This is a genomic window from Catonella sp., from assembly GCF_052173895.1.
Classification (GTDB): domain Bacteria; phylum Bacillota; class Clostridia; order Lachnospirales; family Lachnospiraceae; genus Catonella.
Map to the genome: position 1 here is coordinate 51,820 of NZ_JBQMXS010000003.1, position 17,115 is coordinate 68,934.

General features: G+C 30.5%; 16 protein-coding genes and 1 pseudogene. 15 read left to right on the forward strand and 2 right to left on the reverse strand.

Translation table 11 applies throughout. The features are described from left to right. Positions 1 to 33 precede the first annotated feature (33 nt). The 15 genes and pseudogenes from ACTTG8_RS01250 to ACTTG8_RS01320 all read left to right on the forward strand — a co-directional run bounded on the left by ACTTG8_RS01250 (position 34) and on the right by ACTTG8_RS01320 (position 15,222). Complete coding sequence (locus ACTTG8_RS01250; RefSeq protein WP_442554103.1) at positions 34 to 903, forward strand: ABC transporter ATP-binding protein; 870 nt, start codon at positions 34 to 36, stop codon at positions 901 to 903. Further along, positions 896 to 1,966: a CHASE3 domain-containing protein gene (locus ACTTG8_RS01255; RefSeq protein WP_442554102.1), complete on the forward strand. Its 1,071-nt coding sequence runs from the start codon at positions 896 to 898 to the stop codon at positions 1,964 to 1,966. The genes ACTTG8_RS01250 and ACTTG8_RS01255 overlap by 8 nt, the downstream gene beginning before the upstream one ends. Then, on the forward strand, positions 1,959 to 2,594 hold the full coding sequence (locus tag ACTTG8_RS01260; protein WP_442554101.1) for a hypothetical protein: 636 nt from the start codon (positions 1,959 to 1,961) through the stop codon (positions 2,592 to 2,594). The genes ACTTG8_RS01255 and ACTTG8_RS01260 overlap by 8 nt, the downstream gene beginning before the upstream one ends. After that, positions 2,591 to 3,622 (forward strand): radical SAM protein, encoded by a 1,032-nt coding sequence (locus ACTTG8_RS01265; RefSeq protein WP_442560317.1) that lies wholly within the window; start codon positions 2,591 to 2,593, stop codon positions 3,620 to 3,622. Before ACTTG8_RS01260 ends, ACTTG8_RS01265 begins: the two co-directional genes overlap by 4 nt. A gap of 399 nt (positions 3,623 to 4,021) precedes the next feature. Beyond that, positions 4,022 to 4,420, forward strand: coding sequence for a sigma factor-like helix-turn-helix DNA-binding protein (locus ACTTG8_RS01270; protein ID WP_442560318.1), 399 nt, complete (start codon positions 4,022 to 4,024; stop codon positions 4,418 to 4,420). A gap of 533 nt (positions 4,421 to 4,953) precedes the next feature. Then, positions 4,954 to 5,148 carry a hypothetical protein gene (locus ACTTG8_RS01275; protein WP_442560319.1) on the forward strand — a complete coding sequence of 65 codons (195 nt, stop codon included), beginning with the start codon at positions 4,954 to 4,956 and terminating at the stop codon, positions 5,146 to 5,148. A 158-nt stretch (positions 5,149 to 5,306) separates the two neighbouring features. Continuing rightward, a complete protein-coding gene (locus tag ACTTG8_RS01280) occupies positions 5,307 to 7,025 on the forward strand; it encodes a recombinase family protein (protein ID WP_442560320.1) in 1,719 nt (572 codons plus the stop codon). Beyond that, positions 7,018 to 8,727, forward strand: a complete 1,710-nt coding sequence (locus ACTTG8_RS01285; RefSeq protein WP_442560321.1) for a recombinase family protein — start codon at positions 7,018 to 7,020, stop codon at positions 8,725 to 8,727. Before ACTTG8_RS01280 ends, ACTTG8_RS01285 begins: the two co-directional genes overlap by 8 nt. Further along, positions 8,720 to 9,895 (forward strand): recombinase family protein, encoded by a 1,176-nt coding sequence (locus ACTTG8_RS01290; protein ID WP_442560322.1) that lies wholly within the window; start codon positions 8,720 to 8,722, stop codon positions 9,893 to 9,895. Before ACTTG8_RS01285 ends, ACTTG8_RS01290 begins: the two co-directional genes overlap by 8 nt. A 79-nt stretch (positions 9,896 to 9,974) precedes the next feature. Next, on the forward strand, positions 9,975 to 10,229 hold the full coding sequence (locus ACTTG8_RS01295; RefSeq protein ID WP_442560323.1) for a hypothetical protein: 255 nt from the start codon (positions 9,975 to 9,977) through the stop codon (positions 10,227 to 10,229). Positions 10,230 to 10,280: 51 nt separating this feature from the next. After that, positions 10,281 to 11,726, forward strand: a complete 1,446-nt coding sequence (locus tag ACTTG8_RS01300; RefSeq protein WP_442560324.1) for a KAP family P-loop NTPase fold protein — start codon at positions 10,281 to 10,283, stop codon at positions 11,724 to 11,726. Positions 11,727 to 12,165: 439 nt separating this feature from the next. Further along, positions 12,166 to 13,581 (forward strand): ATP-binding protein, encoded by a 1,416-nt coding sequence (locus ACTTG8_RS01305; protein WP_442560325.1) that lies wholly within the window; start codon positions 12,166 to 12,168, stop codon positions 13,579 to 13,581. Beyond that, positions 13,578 to 13,712, forward strand: a pseudogene (locus ACTTG8_RS01310) (DNA-binding response regulator); the annotation flags it as partial. The gene ACTTG8_RS01305 and the pseudogene ACTTG8_RS01310, both read left to right, overlap by 4 nt. Before the next feature lie 163 nt (positions 13,713 to 13,875). After that, positions 13,876 to 14,268 (forward strand): hypothetical protein, encoded by a 393-nt coding sequence (locus ACTTG8_RS01315; protein ID WP_442560326.1) that lies wholly within the window; start codon positions 13,876 to 13,878, stop codon positions 14,266 to 14,268. Positions 14,269 to 14,352: 84 nt separating this feature from the next. Further along, complete coding sequence (locus ACTTG8_RS01320; protein ID WP_442560327.1) at positions 14,353 to 15,222, forward strand: hypothetical protein; 870 nt, start codon at positions 14,353 to 14,355, stop codon at positions 15,220 to 15,222. Here the strand turns inward: ACTTG8_RS01320 and ACTTG8_RS01325 are convergent. Both ACTTG8_RS01325 and ACTTG8_RS01330 read right to left on the reverse strand, forming a co-directional pair. Then, the gene (locus ACTTG8_RS01325; protein WP_442560328.1) at positions 15,171 to 16,373 is read right to left on the reverse strand and encodes a sensor histidine kinase; all 1,203 of its coding nucleotides are present in this window, start codon (positions 16,371 to 16,373) and stop codon (positions 15,171 to 15,173) included. The genes ACTTG8_RS01320 and ACTTG8_RS01325 overlap by 52 nt on opposite strands. Then, positions 16,374 to 17,066 (reverse strand): response regulator transcription factor, encoded by a 693-nt coding sequence (locus tag ACTTG8_RS01330; RefSeq protein WP_442560329.1) that lies wholly within the window; start codon positions 17,064 to 17,066, stop codon positions 16,374 to 16,376. It lies immediately after the preceding gene. Positions 17,067 to 17,115 lie beyond the last annotated feature (49 nt).

The window sequence follows — 17,115 nt, forward strand, 5'->3', positions numbered from 1 at the left end:
TTAAAGAGTATTGTTTTTTATTAGGAGGAATATATGATAGAACTAAAAAATATAACTAAGCAATATAAAAATAAATTAGCTCTGAATGATGTAAACCTAAATTTGAATAAAGGTGTGATAGGACTTATTGGACCTAACGGGGCAGGTAAAACTACTTTAATAAGGATTATATGTACTATAGTTCGTCAGTCTAAAGGGGAAATAATATATAAAAATGAAATAATAGAAGAAAATAACCTAAGAGTTCTTAGAGATGTCATAGGGTATATGCCTCAAGAACTTTCATTTTACGAAAGTATGACTATTTACCAATACTTAGATTATTTTGCAACTATTGATGGAATAGAAAAAGAAGAAAGAAAGAAACGAGTTGAAAATTTAATTATTGATGTTGAATTGGAAGATAAAAAGAATACAAAATTAAAACATTTATCTGGAGGGATGAGAAGAAGAGTTGGATTATGCCAGGCTTTATTAAGAAATCCACAAATCCTTGTTTTAGACGAACCAACTGTTGGATTGGATCCAGAACAAAGGAAAACTATGAGAAAAATAATCTATGAATATGGACAAGAACATTGTGTTCTTATATCGACTCATTTAACAGAAGATATTGAAAGCATTTCGGATCGTGTGATTTTATTAGAAAAAGGGCAGTTAATTGAAGATACGACTGTATCTGAAATGCTCGATAGAGCCAAGGGACATATATTTAGTTGTGAAAAGGATTCATCTTTTAAAGAGATGAAAAATGAATATGTTATCAGCGAAAAAATTTACAGGGGAAAACCATTAGTGAGATTTTTTAGTAAAGGAAAGCCACTATACATAAATTGTATAGAAGAAGTGCCAAACTTAGAAGATGCCTATTTGTATTTAAGAGGAGTTGATAGATATGAGTAAAACGATTGGAAGCGGCAATAAGTTTATACTTATCATTTTTTTAATTGGTGTATCCTTATTGACATTCATGAATGTTCACAGTTATAAGAATTATACCAAAGCATTATCAGCGGATGAATATAATGAAGTCTATATGCAGGATGCGGAGGACGGCATTTTTGGATCAAGTAATGCAAATATGCTATTACCTTTTAAAGATGAACAAGAACATATGAATCAGGCAATAGATAATTTAAAAAAATATTTAAAAGATAGTAGTGAAAACGGGAATATAGAAAAAAGTCAAGAAAAGAACGTTATTGAAAAAATAGAGCATAAATTAGCAAATAATGAAAATCTAACTGTTAATGAAGTAGAAAGTATAGTTGAAACAAATACAGGAATGACAGGAATATTTTCCTATATATTTTATGATACTGTTGGCAAGAATGCCAACTTAGAACAATACAATCAGTATGTAATTGATAATGTTGAGAAACAGGGTAAAAAACATTTTTTCTACAAATATACTGAATTCTTCTTACTATACTTAGTGATGATGATGATTATTTATGTTCCTTTTAGATTTCACGATTATAGCAATAAAAACTACATAGAACTATACAAATATAGAAATCAATTGACCATAAAAAATCTATCAAAAGATATATTACCAACCATTGGTATGATAGCACTTTTCATTACTATAAATAATATTTTTTATTTTATATTTGCTCAAACGGAATATCGGGATTTTTTATATGCGTTTATCTATCCATATATTAGTTTAGTGCCAATTATTTTTATAATTTCCTATAGTGTATTTTTAAATATTATTACCCAAAGATGGTTTATATCAAGTGTTTTTACAGCAGCCTTATTGTTATATAGTAATATGCCTATGAAAAATGGATCATTCGTGAAATGGATAGTAAAACCCTTTTCGATATTGGTAAGGTATTCTTCTAGTTTCTGGGGAGATTTCTACTTGCCATACTTATATGAAAATTTAGGATTACTTTTTATATTCAGTTTGGTTTTCATAATGCTGGCTTCTAAGAAAATGAGGAAAATAAATGCTTGATAGAATAAAAATTGAAATAAAATTATTAAATAGTTATGGAATATATATGGGATTGTTTATTTTTTTAATTATTATATCAATTTTATATAAAGAAGTATTAGGAATAAAAGCGATGGAAGTATTAAGACCATATATTAGTATATACTGTATTATTGCTATTACATATGTTTCTACAATAAGAAATAAGAATGTTAGAGAACAGGAACTTTTGTGTAAAAAAGGATTTGTCATGAAAGATACTGTTTTAGTAATTTCATTATTGCTACCTTTTCTTATTATCATATTCTTGTTTCAAATTGTTATTCGTAAAATCTATATGAGTAATGATATGAATATTGTAAAGGATTTTTATTATAATTTTGTTACAGTATTTTTCTTTTTAGCTACTAATATGTTTCTATCAAAGATTGTTAAAAACAAATGGATAGGAGCAACCTTATCATTTATATATTGTATGTATTCGATTATAAGGGGATTAAGAGTTGCTATCATATATAAGATATTTGAAATAATTGAAAACGATGATAAAATAATATCACTGTTTTTTGTTGTTATATCTGTTGGCATGATAATTATTATTGAATATCTAAATAGTAATTTCAAATATTTGAAAGAGGTGGATAGATGAATTTGACAGTATATTTTACTAATCAATGTAATTTAGAATGCAAGTATTGTTATGAAGAACACAAACAACTCAACACTAATATGAATATTGATACTATTGATAATATGATTATATTTATTGAAAAAGAATGTCTTAAGTCTGATAAGGAATCTGTAGTTCAAATGAAAATTCATGGTGGTGAACCTTTGTTAAATTATAAAAATATTAGATATATGTTAAATAAAATCAAAGAGAATAGTATTTTTTCAAATAATATATCTTATGAAATCACTACAAATTTAACAGTTTTAAATGAAGAGATTATAGATATAATGTCACAAATGAGTAGGATTTATGTTAGTATTGATGGAGATAATATTTCTCATGATAAAAATAGAGTATTTAAAAATAACGAAGGTTCATATGATGTAGTTGTTAAAAACATTAAGATACTATTGAAATATAGGCCGGATTTAGTGGCTAGAGTTACTATTTCAAAAAATACTAAAGATAGATTTATACACAATGTACTTGATATTTATAGAATTGGGATAAAAGAAATTACTTGTGAATTAAATTTTAAAGAAAAATGGAATTATGAAGAATTGTTAGAAATGTTTGAGTATAATAAAGAATTAAATAACATACTTGAAAAAGAAGAATTATCAGATTTATATTATGCAAATTTGGAAAATCCTTTGAGATTAAATGCTAATTCACTTTGCAATGGCGGAATAAATGAATTTTCAATTAATTTTAATGGAGATATTTATCCTTGTATATATGCTATAGGTATAGATAAATTTAAATTAGGAAATATAAATTCACCTGATAAAAAATTAAAAAAGCTAAATGAAAAATATTATAAAAGTAGTGCGAGGTCTGAGTGTATAGATTGTAGTCATTTGGAAATTTGTGATTCTAATCGCTGTTTATTAATTAACGAAATAAAGACAGGAAGTGTGAGTGAGCCGTGGAATTACTTCTGCACTAGACAGAATTTTAATAATTTACTTTATAAAATTAAAAAAAATAACAATCATATTTAGTGGTTATATTTATATTTTTTGCAATTTTTGGGAATATAATGTAAAAAATGAAAAAAATAATGCGATTGGTGGAAATCTCTTTGAAATTATAAAAGAGGTAAAGGTTTGGGTGTAAGAAACATTTTTGAATTATACTGCATTTGCTATAATAGGATTATAATCTTGAATTTAATGGGGTGCGAATATGCTGAAAATTTGAATTTATTTATATTTTTGATGTAAGTTAATGGTGATTTTTATGAGATGTATATAAACTTACTTTATTAAAACATAATATTAAACCATCAAAAATATTTATAATTTTAAGAGGGCTTTGTATGTCAAAATGCAGAAGTCCTCCTTTTTTTGTTCAAAAAATCAGATTTTGAAATTTTGAATAAGAAGGAGGACTTTATCATAATGACAGATAAAAGGAAATACATTTATGTTAGAGGTAAAAAGATATATGTATCTGACGAAGTGTATAGGGCATATAAAAAAGAGAGCAATCACGAAATTCATTTAAATAGACTAAACAGAAAGCATAAGGTGTACGGGTTTGACGATTACAAGGTTGACTTAAATTCCATTGCGGATGAAAATATAGATATTGAGAAAATCATTGAAACCAAAATGAGGATTGAGGATCTATACCAAGCATTAGGAAAGTTAAATGATGAAGAGAGAAAGGTGATAGATTCTTTGTATTTCAAAGAAATGACCATTCGTGATTTAGCAAAAGAACAACAAGTATCTTCCAAGAAGATTTTCAGTTTTAGAAATAAAATCTTAAAGAAGCTCAAAGAGATGCTTGAATAACAGCTAACAGGCAGGGAACAGATTAGATTTGCAGTCTGTTCCCTACTTTTTTAAAAATTTTTGAAATTTTTTTGGGAAAATGGAAACAAGAGCCTTTGAAAGTAAGGTTTATATATAGAGGGAAAATTTTACCTTGAAAAAATTGAATATATTTTTGTAGATATAAGAGCCTTGAACCTTGACAATTTCATAGACCAAAACAGGACTTTAACCGTTTATGGAGCAAATTATCTGCAAACGCTAAGACCTTTCTGCTGAGAAATAAGAGATGAGAGGAGGCAAATATAAGCCTTTTTATACTCTCGGTTAAAATGAATACTTGCAAATGCAAAGGATAAAAGAAAGTGAGCGATAAATTTGAAAGATAGAAAATAGGCATGGTAGCCTATGTGCGAAGATGTAAATGGGGATAATGATACTTCTTTAGTGAAAGCCGGCTCATCTTAAAAGAGGCGGAGGTGAAATTCCTATGTTGTCAGCCAAGACACCTGTTAATGTCATAAAACTTATATTTAGATAAGGAGAATTTTCTTATGAATGAAAACAAAAGAAATCCCACAAAAAGCAAGAAAAGTGTGGAACTGAAAGATAAAAGAAAAGTGCAAGAGCGAAAGCAGAAGATAAGTCAGATAGAGGGGTATACCGTAACAGTAAGATTTTCCGATAACGGACTTCGCTTAGAATCTTTAATTGATGCCTATATCAAAGAAAAACTTTTTGTAACTTGATGTAAAATCATAGTAAAAAAGAGGAATATAGCGGAGAGCAGAAGATTGCAGATTAAAAATCGGTATTGCAATAAAATTTAAGGAGCGGTATAATAAGCGTGTGGAAGCCTAACCTTTGTTTGGTTTATTGTATAAATCAAATGGAAGGAGGCTTTTTTATGTTTAAAAATAAGGCTTGTATGTATTTAAGATTGTCAAAAGATGACGGTATCCATAGTGAGAGCAACTCAATTACCAATCAAAGAGAATTGATACAAAGCTATGCAAGAAAAAATGAGATAGAAGTCGTCAAAGAATATGCAGATGATGGATATTCCGGCACAAACTATGACAGACCGGCACTAAAAAATATGTTGGAAGAAATCGGCAAAAATGATAGAACTTTTGACATCATTATTGTAAAGGATCTGTCCAGATTTGGGAGAGATTATATCGGAGCAGGGAAATATATTCAAAAAATATTTCCGCAGTGTGATATAAGGTTTATTTCTATTAACGATAATTATGACAGCCAAAATGCGGATATGAGCGATACCAATCTGATACTGCCTATCAGAAACTTTATCAATGACAGCTATGCCAGAGATATATCAAATAAAGTAAAAAGTTCACAAAAAGTAAAAAGAGAAAAAGGGGAGTATATCGGTTCTTTTGCCCCTTATGGCTATAAAAAATCGGAAGAAAATAAAAACAAGCTGATTGTAGATGAAAAGGTAAGGGATATTGTCAAAAACATTTTTGATATGAAACTGAAAGGCTATTCATCGAAAGCCATTGCAGAAGAATTAAATGATTTAGGGATAGATTCGCCAAAAGTTTACAAGGAAAAGCAGGGCTTGCATTATACAGGCGGTTTTAAAGCAGTAAAAGGTGGAAACTGGTCTGCCAAATCTATCAATCGAATTATTGAAAATGAAGTGTATATCGGAACAATGCTGCAAGGCAAAAGTGCCACAATCAATTACAAAAATAAGAAACAAATTGAAAAAGACAAAAAAGATTGGGTTAAGGTGGAAGATACCCATGAAGGACTGATAAGTAAAGAAGTCTTTTACATTGCAAATCGTATGCTAAAAAGAGATTTGTATAACACGAAAGAGAAAAAAACGGATCTTTTTACAGGAATGTTATTTTGTAAAGACTGTAACAGTCCGCTTGTAAGGAGAGTTGTTAAATATAAAGAAAGAGAGCAGGTGTTTTATATCTGCTCAAAGTACAACAAAGAAAAATCCTGCTCAAGGCATAGCATAAAAAAAGAAGATTTGGAGGAAGTTATTGCAGGAATTTTTGAGGAATACTTGTTATTTCATGAAAATCTGTATCAAAAAGTCCAAAGGATTGATATTACAAAAAACATTAAAGATAGTAAGATAGGGATACTTAAAAGAGAAAAGGAAATGACACAAAATCTTTTATCTTCATTATATTTCGACTTGGAAGAAAAAATTATTTCAAAAGAAGAATATCAGATGTTTCGTGGGAACTATCTGGAGAAAATCACCAAGCTTAATGAAAATATCGAGTACAGGAGAAAAAAACAGGAAAGTGTCAAAGAACGCATTAAAAATAATGAAATGTGGCTGTTTGACCTGAAAAAATATAAAGCACTCACAAAGCTTGATAGACTTTCTGTTGTTATGCTGATTGATAAAATTCTTATCGGAGAGAACAAGGAAATTGAAGTAGTTTTTAATCATCAGGAAGAAGTAGGCTTTTTAGAGGCTATAGCAAATGACAAGACGGAAAATAATGTGAAATGTGCAGGCGGTAAAAAAAATCATAAATTTTTGCTTGAAGATAATAAATGGCAGATACCATTGACACTAGTAGAGGGTGTAGCACAAAAAAGGGCGGAAAGTGAGGTTTGTTATGGCTAGAACTAAAAGAAGATATGAAACCTCTGTTATGGAGGAACGTAGTAGCAGTAGCAAGAACCTTACTATTTATCGAGCGGGAATTTATACCAGATTATCTCAAGACAGAAAGGAAGAATATAGAGATAAAAGCAATTCTCTTGCTATGCAGGAAGAAATTTGCATAAAGTACGCTAAAGAAAAAGGAATCCCTGTTGTTAAAGTCTATCAGGACTATGAATATACCGGAACCAATTTTAAAAGACCTGCCTTTAATGAAATGATGGAGAATATTAGGGAAAGAAAGATAAACTGTATTCTTGTAAAAGATATGTCAAGATTTGGAAGGGAGTATTTGGAAATTGGAAATTATATTGAAAAAGTATTTCCTTTCTTGGGTGTCCGCTTCATATCCGTAAATGATAAGTTTGATACGGAAAATAAGGCAGATGATAAAAAATCCTTTGAAATTACAATCAAAAACATCATCAATGACCTCTATGCAAAAGATATTTCTAAAAAGGTAAGCAGCACTAAACAGGCAAAGATGAAACAGGGGTACTTTATAGGAACTTTTGCCCCTTATGGCTATAAAGCAGTTAGAAAAGATAAGGGAAGGGTTCTAATTGTAGATGAAAAGGTAAAGGAAGTGGTAGAGTTAATCTTTCAGTTGGCTTACGAAGGTGCATCACAAATAGATATTGCAAGAGAACTGACCAAGAAGTATACGACACCTTGGCAGTATATGAAAACGGGGGAAGTTTTAAGAAATGCAGATAATAAAAAGCAATGGAGTCCCGGAGCAATCGGACAGTTTCTTGAAAATGAAGTCTATATCGGAAATATGGTGCAGGGTGTATATGAGAAAAAAAGCCTTAGAAAAGAAAAAGGCTCACAAAAGCCTATGGAGGAATGGATTAGAGTGGAACATACCCATGAAGCTATTGTTAGTAAAGAAAAATTCCTTGCTATCCAAAATATCAGAAAGGAAAAGGGAAATGTTCAAAGAGAAAAGCATAATTTATATACCAAAACCAAAACGATAGATAATAAATACAAAGGACTTTTGATATGCATGGAATGCGGACAATTACTAAAGGTAAGACATACGAATACTTTAAGTGTTCATTCAGGAATAGAAAATAAGGAACAATACTATTTCTTTTGTAAGGGAGAAAATTTTTTGTTTGCAAGTGATTTACATTGTAAGATATGGGAAAGTGAAATTGATAAAATTCTGTTTCATACGATAAAAGATATTATAAACAGTTTTGGTTCAAAATCTGAATTGCAAAATAGATTGAGGTATTTTTATCAATCCCAACAAAAGGATATGGAAATCAAGCTTAAAAATCTGCAAGACAAGAAAAAAGATAGATTATCGGACTTGCAAAAGAAGTATGAAGAATATGTAAGGGGAGATTTTTTATTAGATAAATACCATAAAGAAAAGCTTGTTATTCAAAGACAAATTCATTCTCTCGAAGAAGAAATCGGAATATATTTTGAGAAAGAGGAAAAAACAAAGCAAAAAAGAAAAGAACTTAAACGCTTTATAAATAACTTGTTTGATGTGAAATCAAAAGATGTGGATAGCATAGATGAGGAATTTATTCATAAAATTATTGATTTTATCCAAATTTCCAAGGATAGGGAAGTAATAATACACTTTAAGTTTGATGTATCAAAAGAGATAGAAATGTCAGGAGGCAGTGAATATGAGTAAATTAGCGATTTATCTAAGATTATCCGTAGAGGATTATCAGAAAAAAGAGGAAAGTGAAAGTATTCATAACCAGAGGGCATATATCAGAAACTATCTCAAAGAGCAGAAAGATTTAATGGAGTATGAAGTGGCGGAATATGTAGATGACGGATTTTCAGGAACAGGCTCTAACAGACCGGCATATCAAAGATTACTTGATGATTTAAAAAATAATCAGATAAGCATTATTGTTGTAAAAGATATGTCCAGATTTTCAAGAGATTATATTGAAATGGGAAATTATTTAGAGAATATCTTTCCGTTTATGGGTATTCGCTTTATTTCTATCAATGATGCCTATGACAGCCAAAAAGAAAGAAGTAACGGAACCAAGATAGACACCCAATTCAAAAGCTTGTTATATGATTTTTATTCTAAAGAATTATCTCAGAAAATAAGGAGTATATCCCAAGAGTTAAAATCACAGGGGAAAAACACGAATGGATTAGCTCCTTTTGGCTATTTAAGAGATCCTAATGATAAGTACCGTATTCTTGTAGATGAAAAGACGGCATTTATTGTAAAAGAGGCATTTGAACTTATTTTACAAGGATATTCTTGCAGAAAAATAGCAAGAATATTTAATGAAAAAGATTATATAACTCATTCTGAGAGAAAAGAAGAACTTGGAATTATAAGCTATAAAAATAATTTTAAAACAGGAACAGAGATAAAAAAGAGGATGTGGCAAGGAGCAACAATTTCCAGAATGACAGGTATGGAGATATATACCGGAGATTATGTATATAATCGAATTAAAGATAGTAAAATTGGTGGAAGAAAATCAAAAACACTGCCTAAAGAAGAATGGAAAAGAATTTCTGATACCCATGAAGGAATCATTTCTAAAGAGGTTTTTAATAAAGTTCAGGAAATAAAGCAGCAAAATATAGAGAAAAGTTTCAATAAAAGCAGCAATAAAAAGAGATATTTCGGTATTTTTGAAAGGAGAGTATTTTGTAAAGAATGTGGAAGAAGGTTACTTTACAGGGAAGATCATCGAAAAACAAAGAAGGGGATTTCCACCTATAAAAAATATTATTGTGAATTTTGCAAGGCAAATCAAAAGAGTAATATTGTCAAAGAGAAAAAGTTGGAAGAACTGCTTTTAGATAAGATAAAAAATTAAAGTAGACAAAGAAAGTGTAAAAGCTACAGTTCGGGAAAGGGATAATATTTCTTGTGAGCTTAATAGCATAAACCTTACTTTGCAAAAACAGTATGAGAAGTATAAAGAGAAAAAGCTATCGAAGGAAGAATATTTACAGGAAAAACAAAACTTCTTATCGAAAAAGCAAAGGCTGGAGCAGGAATTGGAAAAAGCAAGTAGATTGAATGATGTAAAGGAAATGTCAAATTTGGCTGATGTTGGAGAGATTACAAAAGGGTTTGTAGATACTATGGTAGAAAAGATTGTGGTATCAAGATATGGAGGGGTGGAAATAGAGTTGAAAGAAGAATAGTAGAAAAAAGCACTTAAATGAATGAGATATTTTACTTTCTCAAAAATTTAGGTGTTTTTTTATATCATATACTTGACATTAGAGGGGAAGACCTCGTTCATTAATCGTATGCAGAAGCGTCTGGATGAAAAGGATAATGAAATTGTCACAGTATATTTTAACACTTGGCAGTATTCCCAATTCAATATGTCGGATAGTCTGTATTATTCTTTTGTACAATGTATTGTCAATTGCATTGAGGCAAAGAGACCAGAACAATCAGCAAAAGTGAAAAAAATTCTAACGAGCCTAGGTAAGATATTCCTAGACATCACTAAACAAATAGTAGAAAATAAGACTGGTTGCAATTTGAATATTGTAGGAGAAGAACTAAATGAACTAAGAAGTGAAAAGATGGAGAATATAAAAAAGCTCAAAGAAGATTATAGAAATCTTATTAATGAGACTGCTGGTAATGATGGAAGAGTAATCATCTTTATTGATGATTTGGATAGATTGAATCCTGAAATAGCAGTAGCACTACTTGAGACGATTAAACTTTTCATGGATGTGGAAAAATCTGTATTTGTAATTGCTATCGATTATGATGTAGTAGTGCGTGGAGTTCAAGCCAAATATGGAAAAGATATGGATGATGAGAAATGTAGAAGCTTTTTTGATAAGATTATACAGCTGCCATTCCGTATGCCTACAGAAAATTATAAAATTGAAAAAATGCTAGAAAATAAGAATAAGCGAAGTCAATTCGCAGAATATACTAATATACTGGGTACTCTTATCGAGGATACACTTGGATCAAGTCCAAGAACATTTAAACGCATTATCAATTCATATGAATTACTGAAGATTGTTGAGAAAAAGAAAGATGATCCATATGAAGAGACTCTTCTATTGATAAATCTTATCTTCCAAACATATGCTTACGAATCATATTTGTCATTTCTTGAAAATGAATGTAATGATATTGTTCGCTTTAATAAGTTTAGAAAGGAAGGGGATAAAACAGAAGAGATACAGCCGGTGTTTAAAGCACTAGATTCAGTAATAGAAAAGTCAAAGAAAGGTGAAAAAGTTATTAGTGATTTTTGGAAAGAGATTAATGCATCATCTGAAATAATGTCTTTAGTTACAAACAACCAAGAAAGTAAAGTAAAAACTAAGGTGACAAAAATCCATATTTGTGGGAATGAAAAGTTGGTGAGCAGTGGGGCTGAAGCAATATGCTTAACTGTTCAAGATATTCTGAATAAATTTCCTGATAAGATTGATGATATTGTTAATAGATATGACACATCAATTACAACTGATGAGAGTAAAACAATCAGTAGGTTTGAGTCAAAGAAAGAAATTAAGGTAAATAATTATCCTCAAAGAATCTATGTAGGGGTGCATTCAGGACTTTTTGATAAGATCAGATTAGTTAAGAATATTTTATCATTTGTTGGTGGATTAGATGATGATGTTAAATGGTATGATGGAGATAGGCAAATACTGTAATACAATATCAGATACTTCAATTATCGAGTGATATTAGACAACACCGTTAGATTGATAAATATATAGATGTCCGTGATTGACGAGTGTTTGCATAAAGTCAGAGTTGAAATTGTAAGCTAAACGGAGTTATCAGTTCCAGTTGATAAATTTCTAAGTGAGCACATTGAAGCGGAATAAGAGTAAGTAGGAAGAATAAACAGTACTCTAACCTTAAGAGAATATGAAAAAATTGTAATCATATATGATAATAAAGGGTGGAAATCTCATAGACAGGATTTCCACCCTTGTTTATTATTTAGTAAGCTTTTGTTTGCTTTTCTTGTTGCCAATGAGATTATAAGTGATGAAGCTAAAAAATTAGTCAACTATAATTTAGTAAAGTATAGTTGACTAAATTATAATTTACTAATATACTTTATATAGAAACGGAGGTATTAGCATGTTCATTGGCAGACATAAAGAACTTAGTGCATTAGAGAGTCTGTACAAATCAGATAAATTCGAATTTGCAGTAATCTATGGAAGGCGCAGGGTAGGAAAGACAGCATTGATTAACTATTTTATAGATAATAAAAAATCTATATATTTTATGGGATTAGAGAGCAATGAAAAACAAAATTTAGAAAACCTGAGTAAAAGCATAATTGAATTTAGTAGTGGCATTTGGGCTGACAGTTATTTTGCATCTTTTCAGGCTGCACTTGAATATGTATTTGAACTGGCAAAAAAAGAGCGTATTATACTGGCAATAGATGAATACCCCTATGTAGCAAGAGCCTCAAGAAGTCTTGCATCTACATTACAGATGCTGATTGATAAAAATAAAGATGAATCAAAATTGATGCTCATTCTATGTGGTTCTTCTATGTCATATATGGTGGATAAAGTTTTGGCATACAAGGCACCATTATATGGAAGAAGGACTGCACAGCTGAAGGTTATGTCATTTGAGTTTGAAGAATGCTGTGATTACTTGAAATATTTATCAGATGAAGATAAGGCTTTGATGTATGGTATTGTGGGAGGAACACCACAATATCTGCTCCAGATGAATGATAAATTAAGTGTAGAAGAGAATGTTAAAAATACTTATTTAAATCCCATTTCTTTTCTGTATGAAGAGCCGGTAAATCTATTAAAACAGGAGGTCAGAGAGCCTGCAATTTATAATGCGATTGTTACTGCTATAGCAATGGGATATTCTAAAATGTCAGAAATATCGACAAAGGTAGGAGAGAGTACCACAGTATGTTCAGGATATATTAAAAATCTGATTGATTTAGGAATAATCAGGAGAGAAGTTCCATACGGTGAGAAAATTTCGAGGAAATCTATTTATTCTATTGAAGATAATATGTTTTGTTTTTGGTATAAATTTATTCTGGGTAATATGTCAATGATTGTACGAGGTGGAGCAGATCTTGTATATAAGCGTATTGAAGCCGGGCTATCTGGTTATATGGGAAGAGTATTTGAAGAAATATGCAAACAATATTTGTGGAAACAGCTTATGAGAGGAAATATGCCTATAGAATTTGTTTCCCTTGGACGCTGGTGGGGCAATGATTCTAAAAATAAAACTCAGGCTAAAATTGATATTATGGGAGAGCAGGATAGTTCTTCGGCAATTTTTGCTGAGTGCAAATGGCGAAATGAGAATGTGGATTTGGATATTCTTGAAATGCTGATTGAACGTAGCAGACTATTTAGCTATACTAATGTGCATTACTTTGTATTCTCGAAGACAGGATTTACTAAAGGTTGCGTAAATAAAGCGAGGGATATGGGGAATGTGACCTTGGTTAGCTATAAGGATATTGTTAATTTATTTGCATCAAAAGGAGAGCAGATATGAGACTATTGCTTGCAGAGGATGAAAAATCGCTTTCAAAAGCTGTAAAAGCCATACTTGAAGCCAGTAAATATAGTGTAGATGCAGTATTTGACGGAGAAGAGGCACTGGATTATATTGAAACGGATACATATTATTGAAGTAGTTCAAAAAAGAGGTGATACATATGTATTTAGAGGAGATAATTAGAGATACACAGCTAGAGAGTGATAAGTTTGAAAGCAAAGCAGTACTAAATCGTGAGGATATTATTGGCTGGCTTAAAAGTATTGCGGGGCTTTAGTTGCTTGCAATGTAATGGAGGCTGCAGGAACAGGGTTTGACAAGATTATGGAAGAGTATGCATCTGCTGATGAAGCACATAAACCATATATTTATTCAAAATCTGATCATTTTACATTGGTACTTCCTGACTTAACTTATGATAAGGGTATTGAGAATGATGGTGTTATTGCCCTTAACTTTATACCGGTTTCAAAAGGAACAGAATTAGATGGAAAAGTATTGTCCTTCTGTTATCTTAAAGCTCATAAGGTTTCAGAAATAGCTGAATATCTTGGTATCAGTGATTCGACTTATTTCAGAAAAAAGGTATTAAATAATCTTGAAAAACATGGATATCTGGAGAAAAGTAAGGTTTCAAGAGCAGCATATTATAAGACAAATCCTGATATGGTAAGGGTTGAATAAGATAAAATTCAAACTAAAAACTTAACTAGAATTATTGGATTTTATATAATTTTTGAGAAATAAAATATAAAAAAGGAGAAGATTATGAGTAAATTATTAAAGAAAGCTATATTATTGCTTTGTTTTTTGGTTGTTGTTTTAGGAGTAAGATTAGAAAAGGTATTTGCAGAATCAAAACCAATTTTATTAAAAGATGGGGAAAATATAGGTAATGGATATACTTATTGGTATAATCAGGATTTGGCAAATCCACAAGAAGAGTCTGTTAAAAATCAATATACAATAAAAAAGGGTGATTATGATATTATATTTAAAACAACTGGTCCATATAAAGATGAAGTTTATGATGATATATATTTGACAAAAATGACTATAACAGATAAAAATGGGAGATTGGTGTATGAAGGAAATTGTGGTACCAAAGGCACTATTGATGGGGTAGTAGTTGGAAAAAATATGTACTATACAGTAAAGTGCTTTGGAGGCTATGAACTTTGGAAAATAGACTTTAATAATGGTAGACGTAAAAAATTAAGAGCTGAATGGGGATTTCGGTTTAATTTTTATGGTAAAAAAATAAAAGATGTAATGTATCTTAAAAATTGGTCAGGAGATGGTGATGGCGGTGGATTTACAATAAATATAAAAACAGATAAGATGAAAGACTATACTTATCTGACTTCTGATGGTAATTATATTTATTCTGCTGTACGTAAGGGCAAGTATTTAGAGATATATAAGGCAAATTTGGATTTTTCAAATGAAAAGCATTTAGGTGATATTAAATTTGAGAATAATATAATGGGTTTAGTTAAGGCAGATAGTAAATTTTTATACTGTTATACTTCTAGTGCTGAAAAAGCAAGTAAAATCAAGCTTATTGTCTCTCTTAAACTTGCTTTTTATGCTTCTATAACAACCTTCATTCCACTGGTTTCTGAAGTACTAAATTGAACGCTCCACTTATAATAACGAGCAATTTGTTTAACGATCCTAAGACCTATTCCGTGTTCTTGAGCATTTTCTAAGTTGTTTAAAACAGGTGTGTTAAGTTTTTTTAATTGTTCTGCAGACACTCCAATACCATCATCTGAAAATTCGATGGTAAACTTATGTGAACGGTGAATTGATTTGCTGATCTTTATTTTAATACTACAACCATTTGGATTATGATGGATGGAATTATTAATAATATTCTCTATAACCCTTTGAAATAGACTTTCATTTACCTTAAGGATAATATTTGAAGCATCTTCTTCAATTTCAAAATCAAATTTATATTTTTGCTCAAATTCCCGATTCATAATATCAATGAGAATTTTTCTTGTTTTTGAACCGACCTTAAAACTCGTGTTTTCAAAATGATCTAGTCCAAAGTCCAACTTACTGGATACATTTAAATTCGCAACCATGTTTCTAATTCGTTCTCCCTGTTTTTCAATAATTTCTGCTTGAATCCGATTTTTTTCTGATTGCGGATCTTTTCTGATTTGATCTGCATGCCCCATGATAAGTGTTAATGGTGTCCTGATATCATGAGAAACACCTGCTATCCATTCTGTTCGGTCAGATTCCTTTCGTCGCAAAACTCTCTTTTGGATGTATAAAGGTATTAGAACCAAAATTAAAATATTTATAAAAATAATTAAAGGCAGGATGCGAGATAAGTTTTGTATAGTATCTATTTTATAAACTAAATTATATTTCCATTCAGTGTTTTTTGGTTCTCCAATAATTAAGAGTCCTTCATCTATGATATATGTCTGTACAGGGTAGTCCTTCAGATAATATCTTGTAAAGGCTGCAACATCTTTTAATGAGTATTGCTTATTTAATTCTTCAGGTAAATTTTTACTTAAAATTATTATTCCATCATCGTTCAGGAGCATAAGAAAATTATTATTCTTCGTCAACATTTCTCCTGTTTGTTCTGACAGCGTATAGTAGTTCCCTTCTCTTTTGATATTGTTGATGATTTCTGCTTCATCAAATGTAGTGACTTTTACCTGGCTGTATAAGATGATCAAGTTAATGGCAATTAATCCGATAGCACAGAATAAGAATATGACAAGATACAAAATAATATTAATCTTTTTTGTTTTCATTTATTTCTCCAACCGATACCCCAAACCTCGAACGGTTATAATGTACTTAGGTTTAGAGGGATCATCTTCAATTTTTTCACGCAAATGACGAATGTGAACAATTAAGGAACTCTCCAACCCATAACTTCCATCCGGCCATAGGGTTTCACACAGATCATCAATAGAAACTATTTTTCCACGATTTTCTACTAATTTTTTTAAAATTATATACTCTTTTGCTGTTAGCGAAGTCACTCTATTCTGTCTGGTGACTGTCCCTGCATCTGTAGAGAACTCTACTTCTCCTAATTGAATTTTAGACATTTTTTCGGCATTCCTGCTTATTCTCCTTAAAACCGCTTTCACTCGAAGCAATAGTTCCATAGGCAAAAAGGGCTTTGTTATATAGTCATCTGCGCCTAAACCAAGCCCTCTTAAGCGATCAGAATCTTCGTCACGCGCAGACAAAAAGATAACAGGTGTATCAAATTGATCTTGTTTTAGTAAATCAAAATATAAATCAAAACCATTTCCATCTGGTAAGGTAACATCAAGTAAAATTAACTGATACACGTTGCTCTTAATTAAACAGTTGGCTTCATAACAGTTCGATGCTCGATCTATATATTTATATCCTTCATGTTTCAAAATCTGATAAACCATCTCAAGTAATTCTGGCTCATCATCCACTAATAAAATATTACTATTATACATAATTAATCCTCAACACAATTTGGTGTTATCATTATAACATTTAAAACAA

Bases quoted from the DNA above. Each gene is read 5' to 3' on its own strand.
- ACTTG8_RS01320 (WP_442560327.1), top strand. From the start codon at position 14,353: ATGAGTAAATTATTAAAGAAAGCTATATTATTGCTTTGTTTTTTGGTT.
- ACTTG8_RS01270 (WP_442560318.1), top strand. From the start codon at position 4,022: ATGACAGATAAAAGGAAATACATTTATGTTAGAGGTAAAAAGATATAT.
- ACTTG8_RS01330 (WP_442560329.1), bottom strand. From the start codon at position 17,066: ATGTATAATAGTAATATTTTATTAGTGGATGATGAGCCAGAATTACTT.
- ACTTG8_RS01280 (WP_442560320.1), top strand. From the start codon at position 5,307: ATGTTTAAAAATAAGGCTTGTATGTATTTAAGATTGTCAAAAGATGAC.
- ACTTG8_RS01325 (WP_442560328.1), bottom strand. From the start codon at position 16,373: ATGAAAACAAAAAAGATTAATATTATTTTGTATCTTGTCATATTCTTA.
- ACTTG8_RS01290 (WP_442560322.1), top strand. From the start codon at position 8,720: ATGAGTAAATTAGCGATTTATCTAAGATTATCCGTAGAGGATTATCAG.
- ACTTG8_RS01260 (WP_442554101.1), top strand. From the start codon at position 1,959: ATGCTTGATAGAATAAAAATTGAAATAAAATTATTAAATAGTTATGGA.
- ACTTG8_RS01275 (WP_442560319.1), top strand. From the start codon at position 4,954: ATGAATGAAAACAAAAGAAATCCCACAAAAAGCAAGAAAAGTGTGGAA.
- ACTTG8_RS01255 (WP_442554102.1), top strand. From the start codon at position 896: ATGAGTAAAACGATTGGAAGCGGCAATAAGTTTATACTTATCATTTTT.
- ACTTG8_RS01305 (WP_442560325.1), top strand. From the start codon at position 12,166: ATGTTCATTGGCAGACATAAAGAACTTAGTGCATTAGAGAGTCTGTAC.
- ACTTG8_RS01250 (WP_442554103.1), top strand. From the start codon at position 34: ATGATAGAACTAAAAAATATAACTAAGCAATATAAAAATAAATTAGCT.
- ACTTG8_RS01315 (WP_442560326.1), top strand. From the start codon at position 13,876: ATGGAGGCTGCAGGAACAGGGTTTGACAAGATTATGGAAGAGTATGCA.
- ACTTG8_RS01265 (WP_442560317.1), top strand. From the start codon at position 2,591: ATGAATTTGACAGTATATTTTACTAATCAATGTAATTTAGAATGCAAG.
- ACTTG8_RS01285 (WP_442560321.1), top strand. From the start codon at position 7,018: ATGGCTAGAACTAAAAGAAGATATGAAACCTCTGTTATGGAGGAACGT.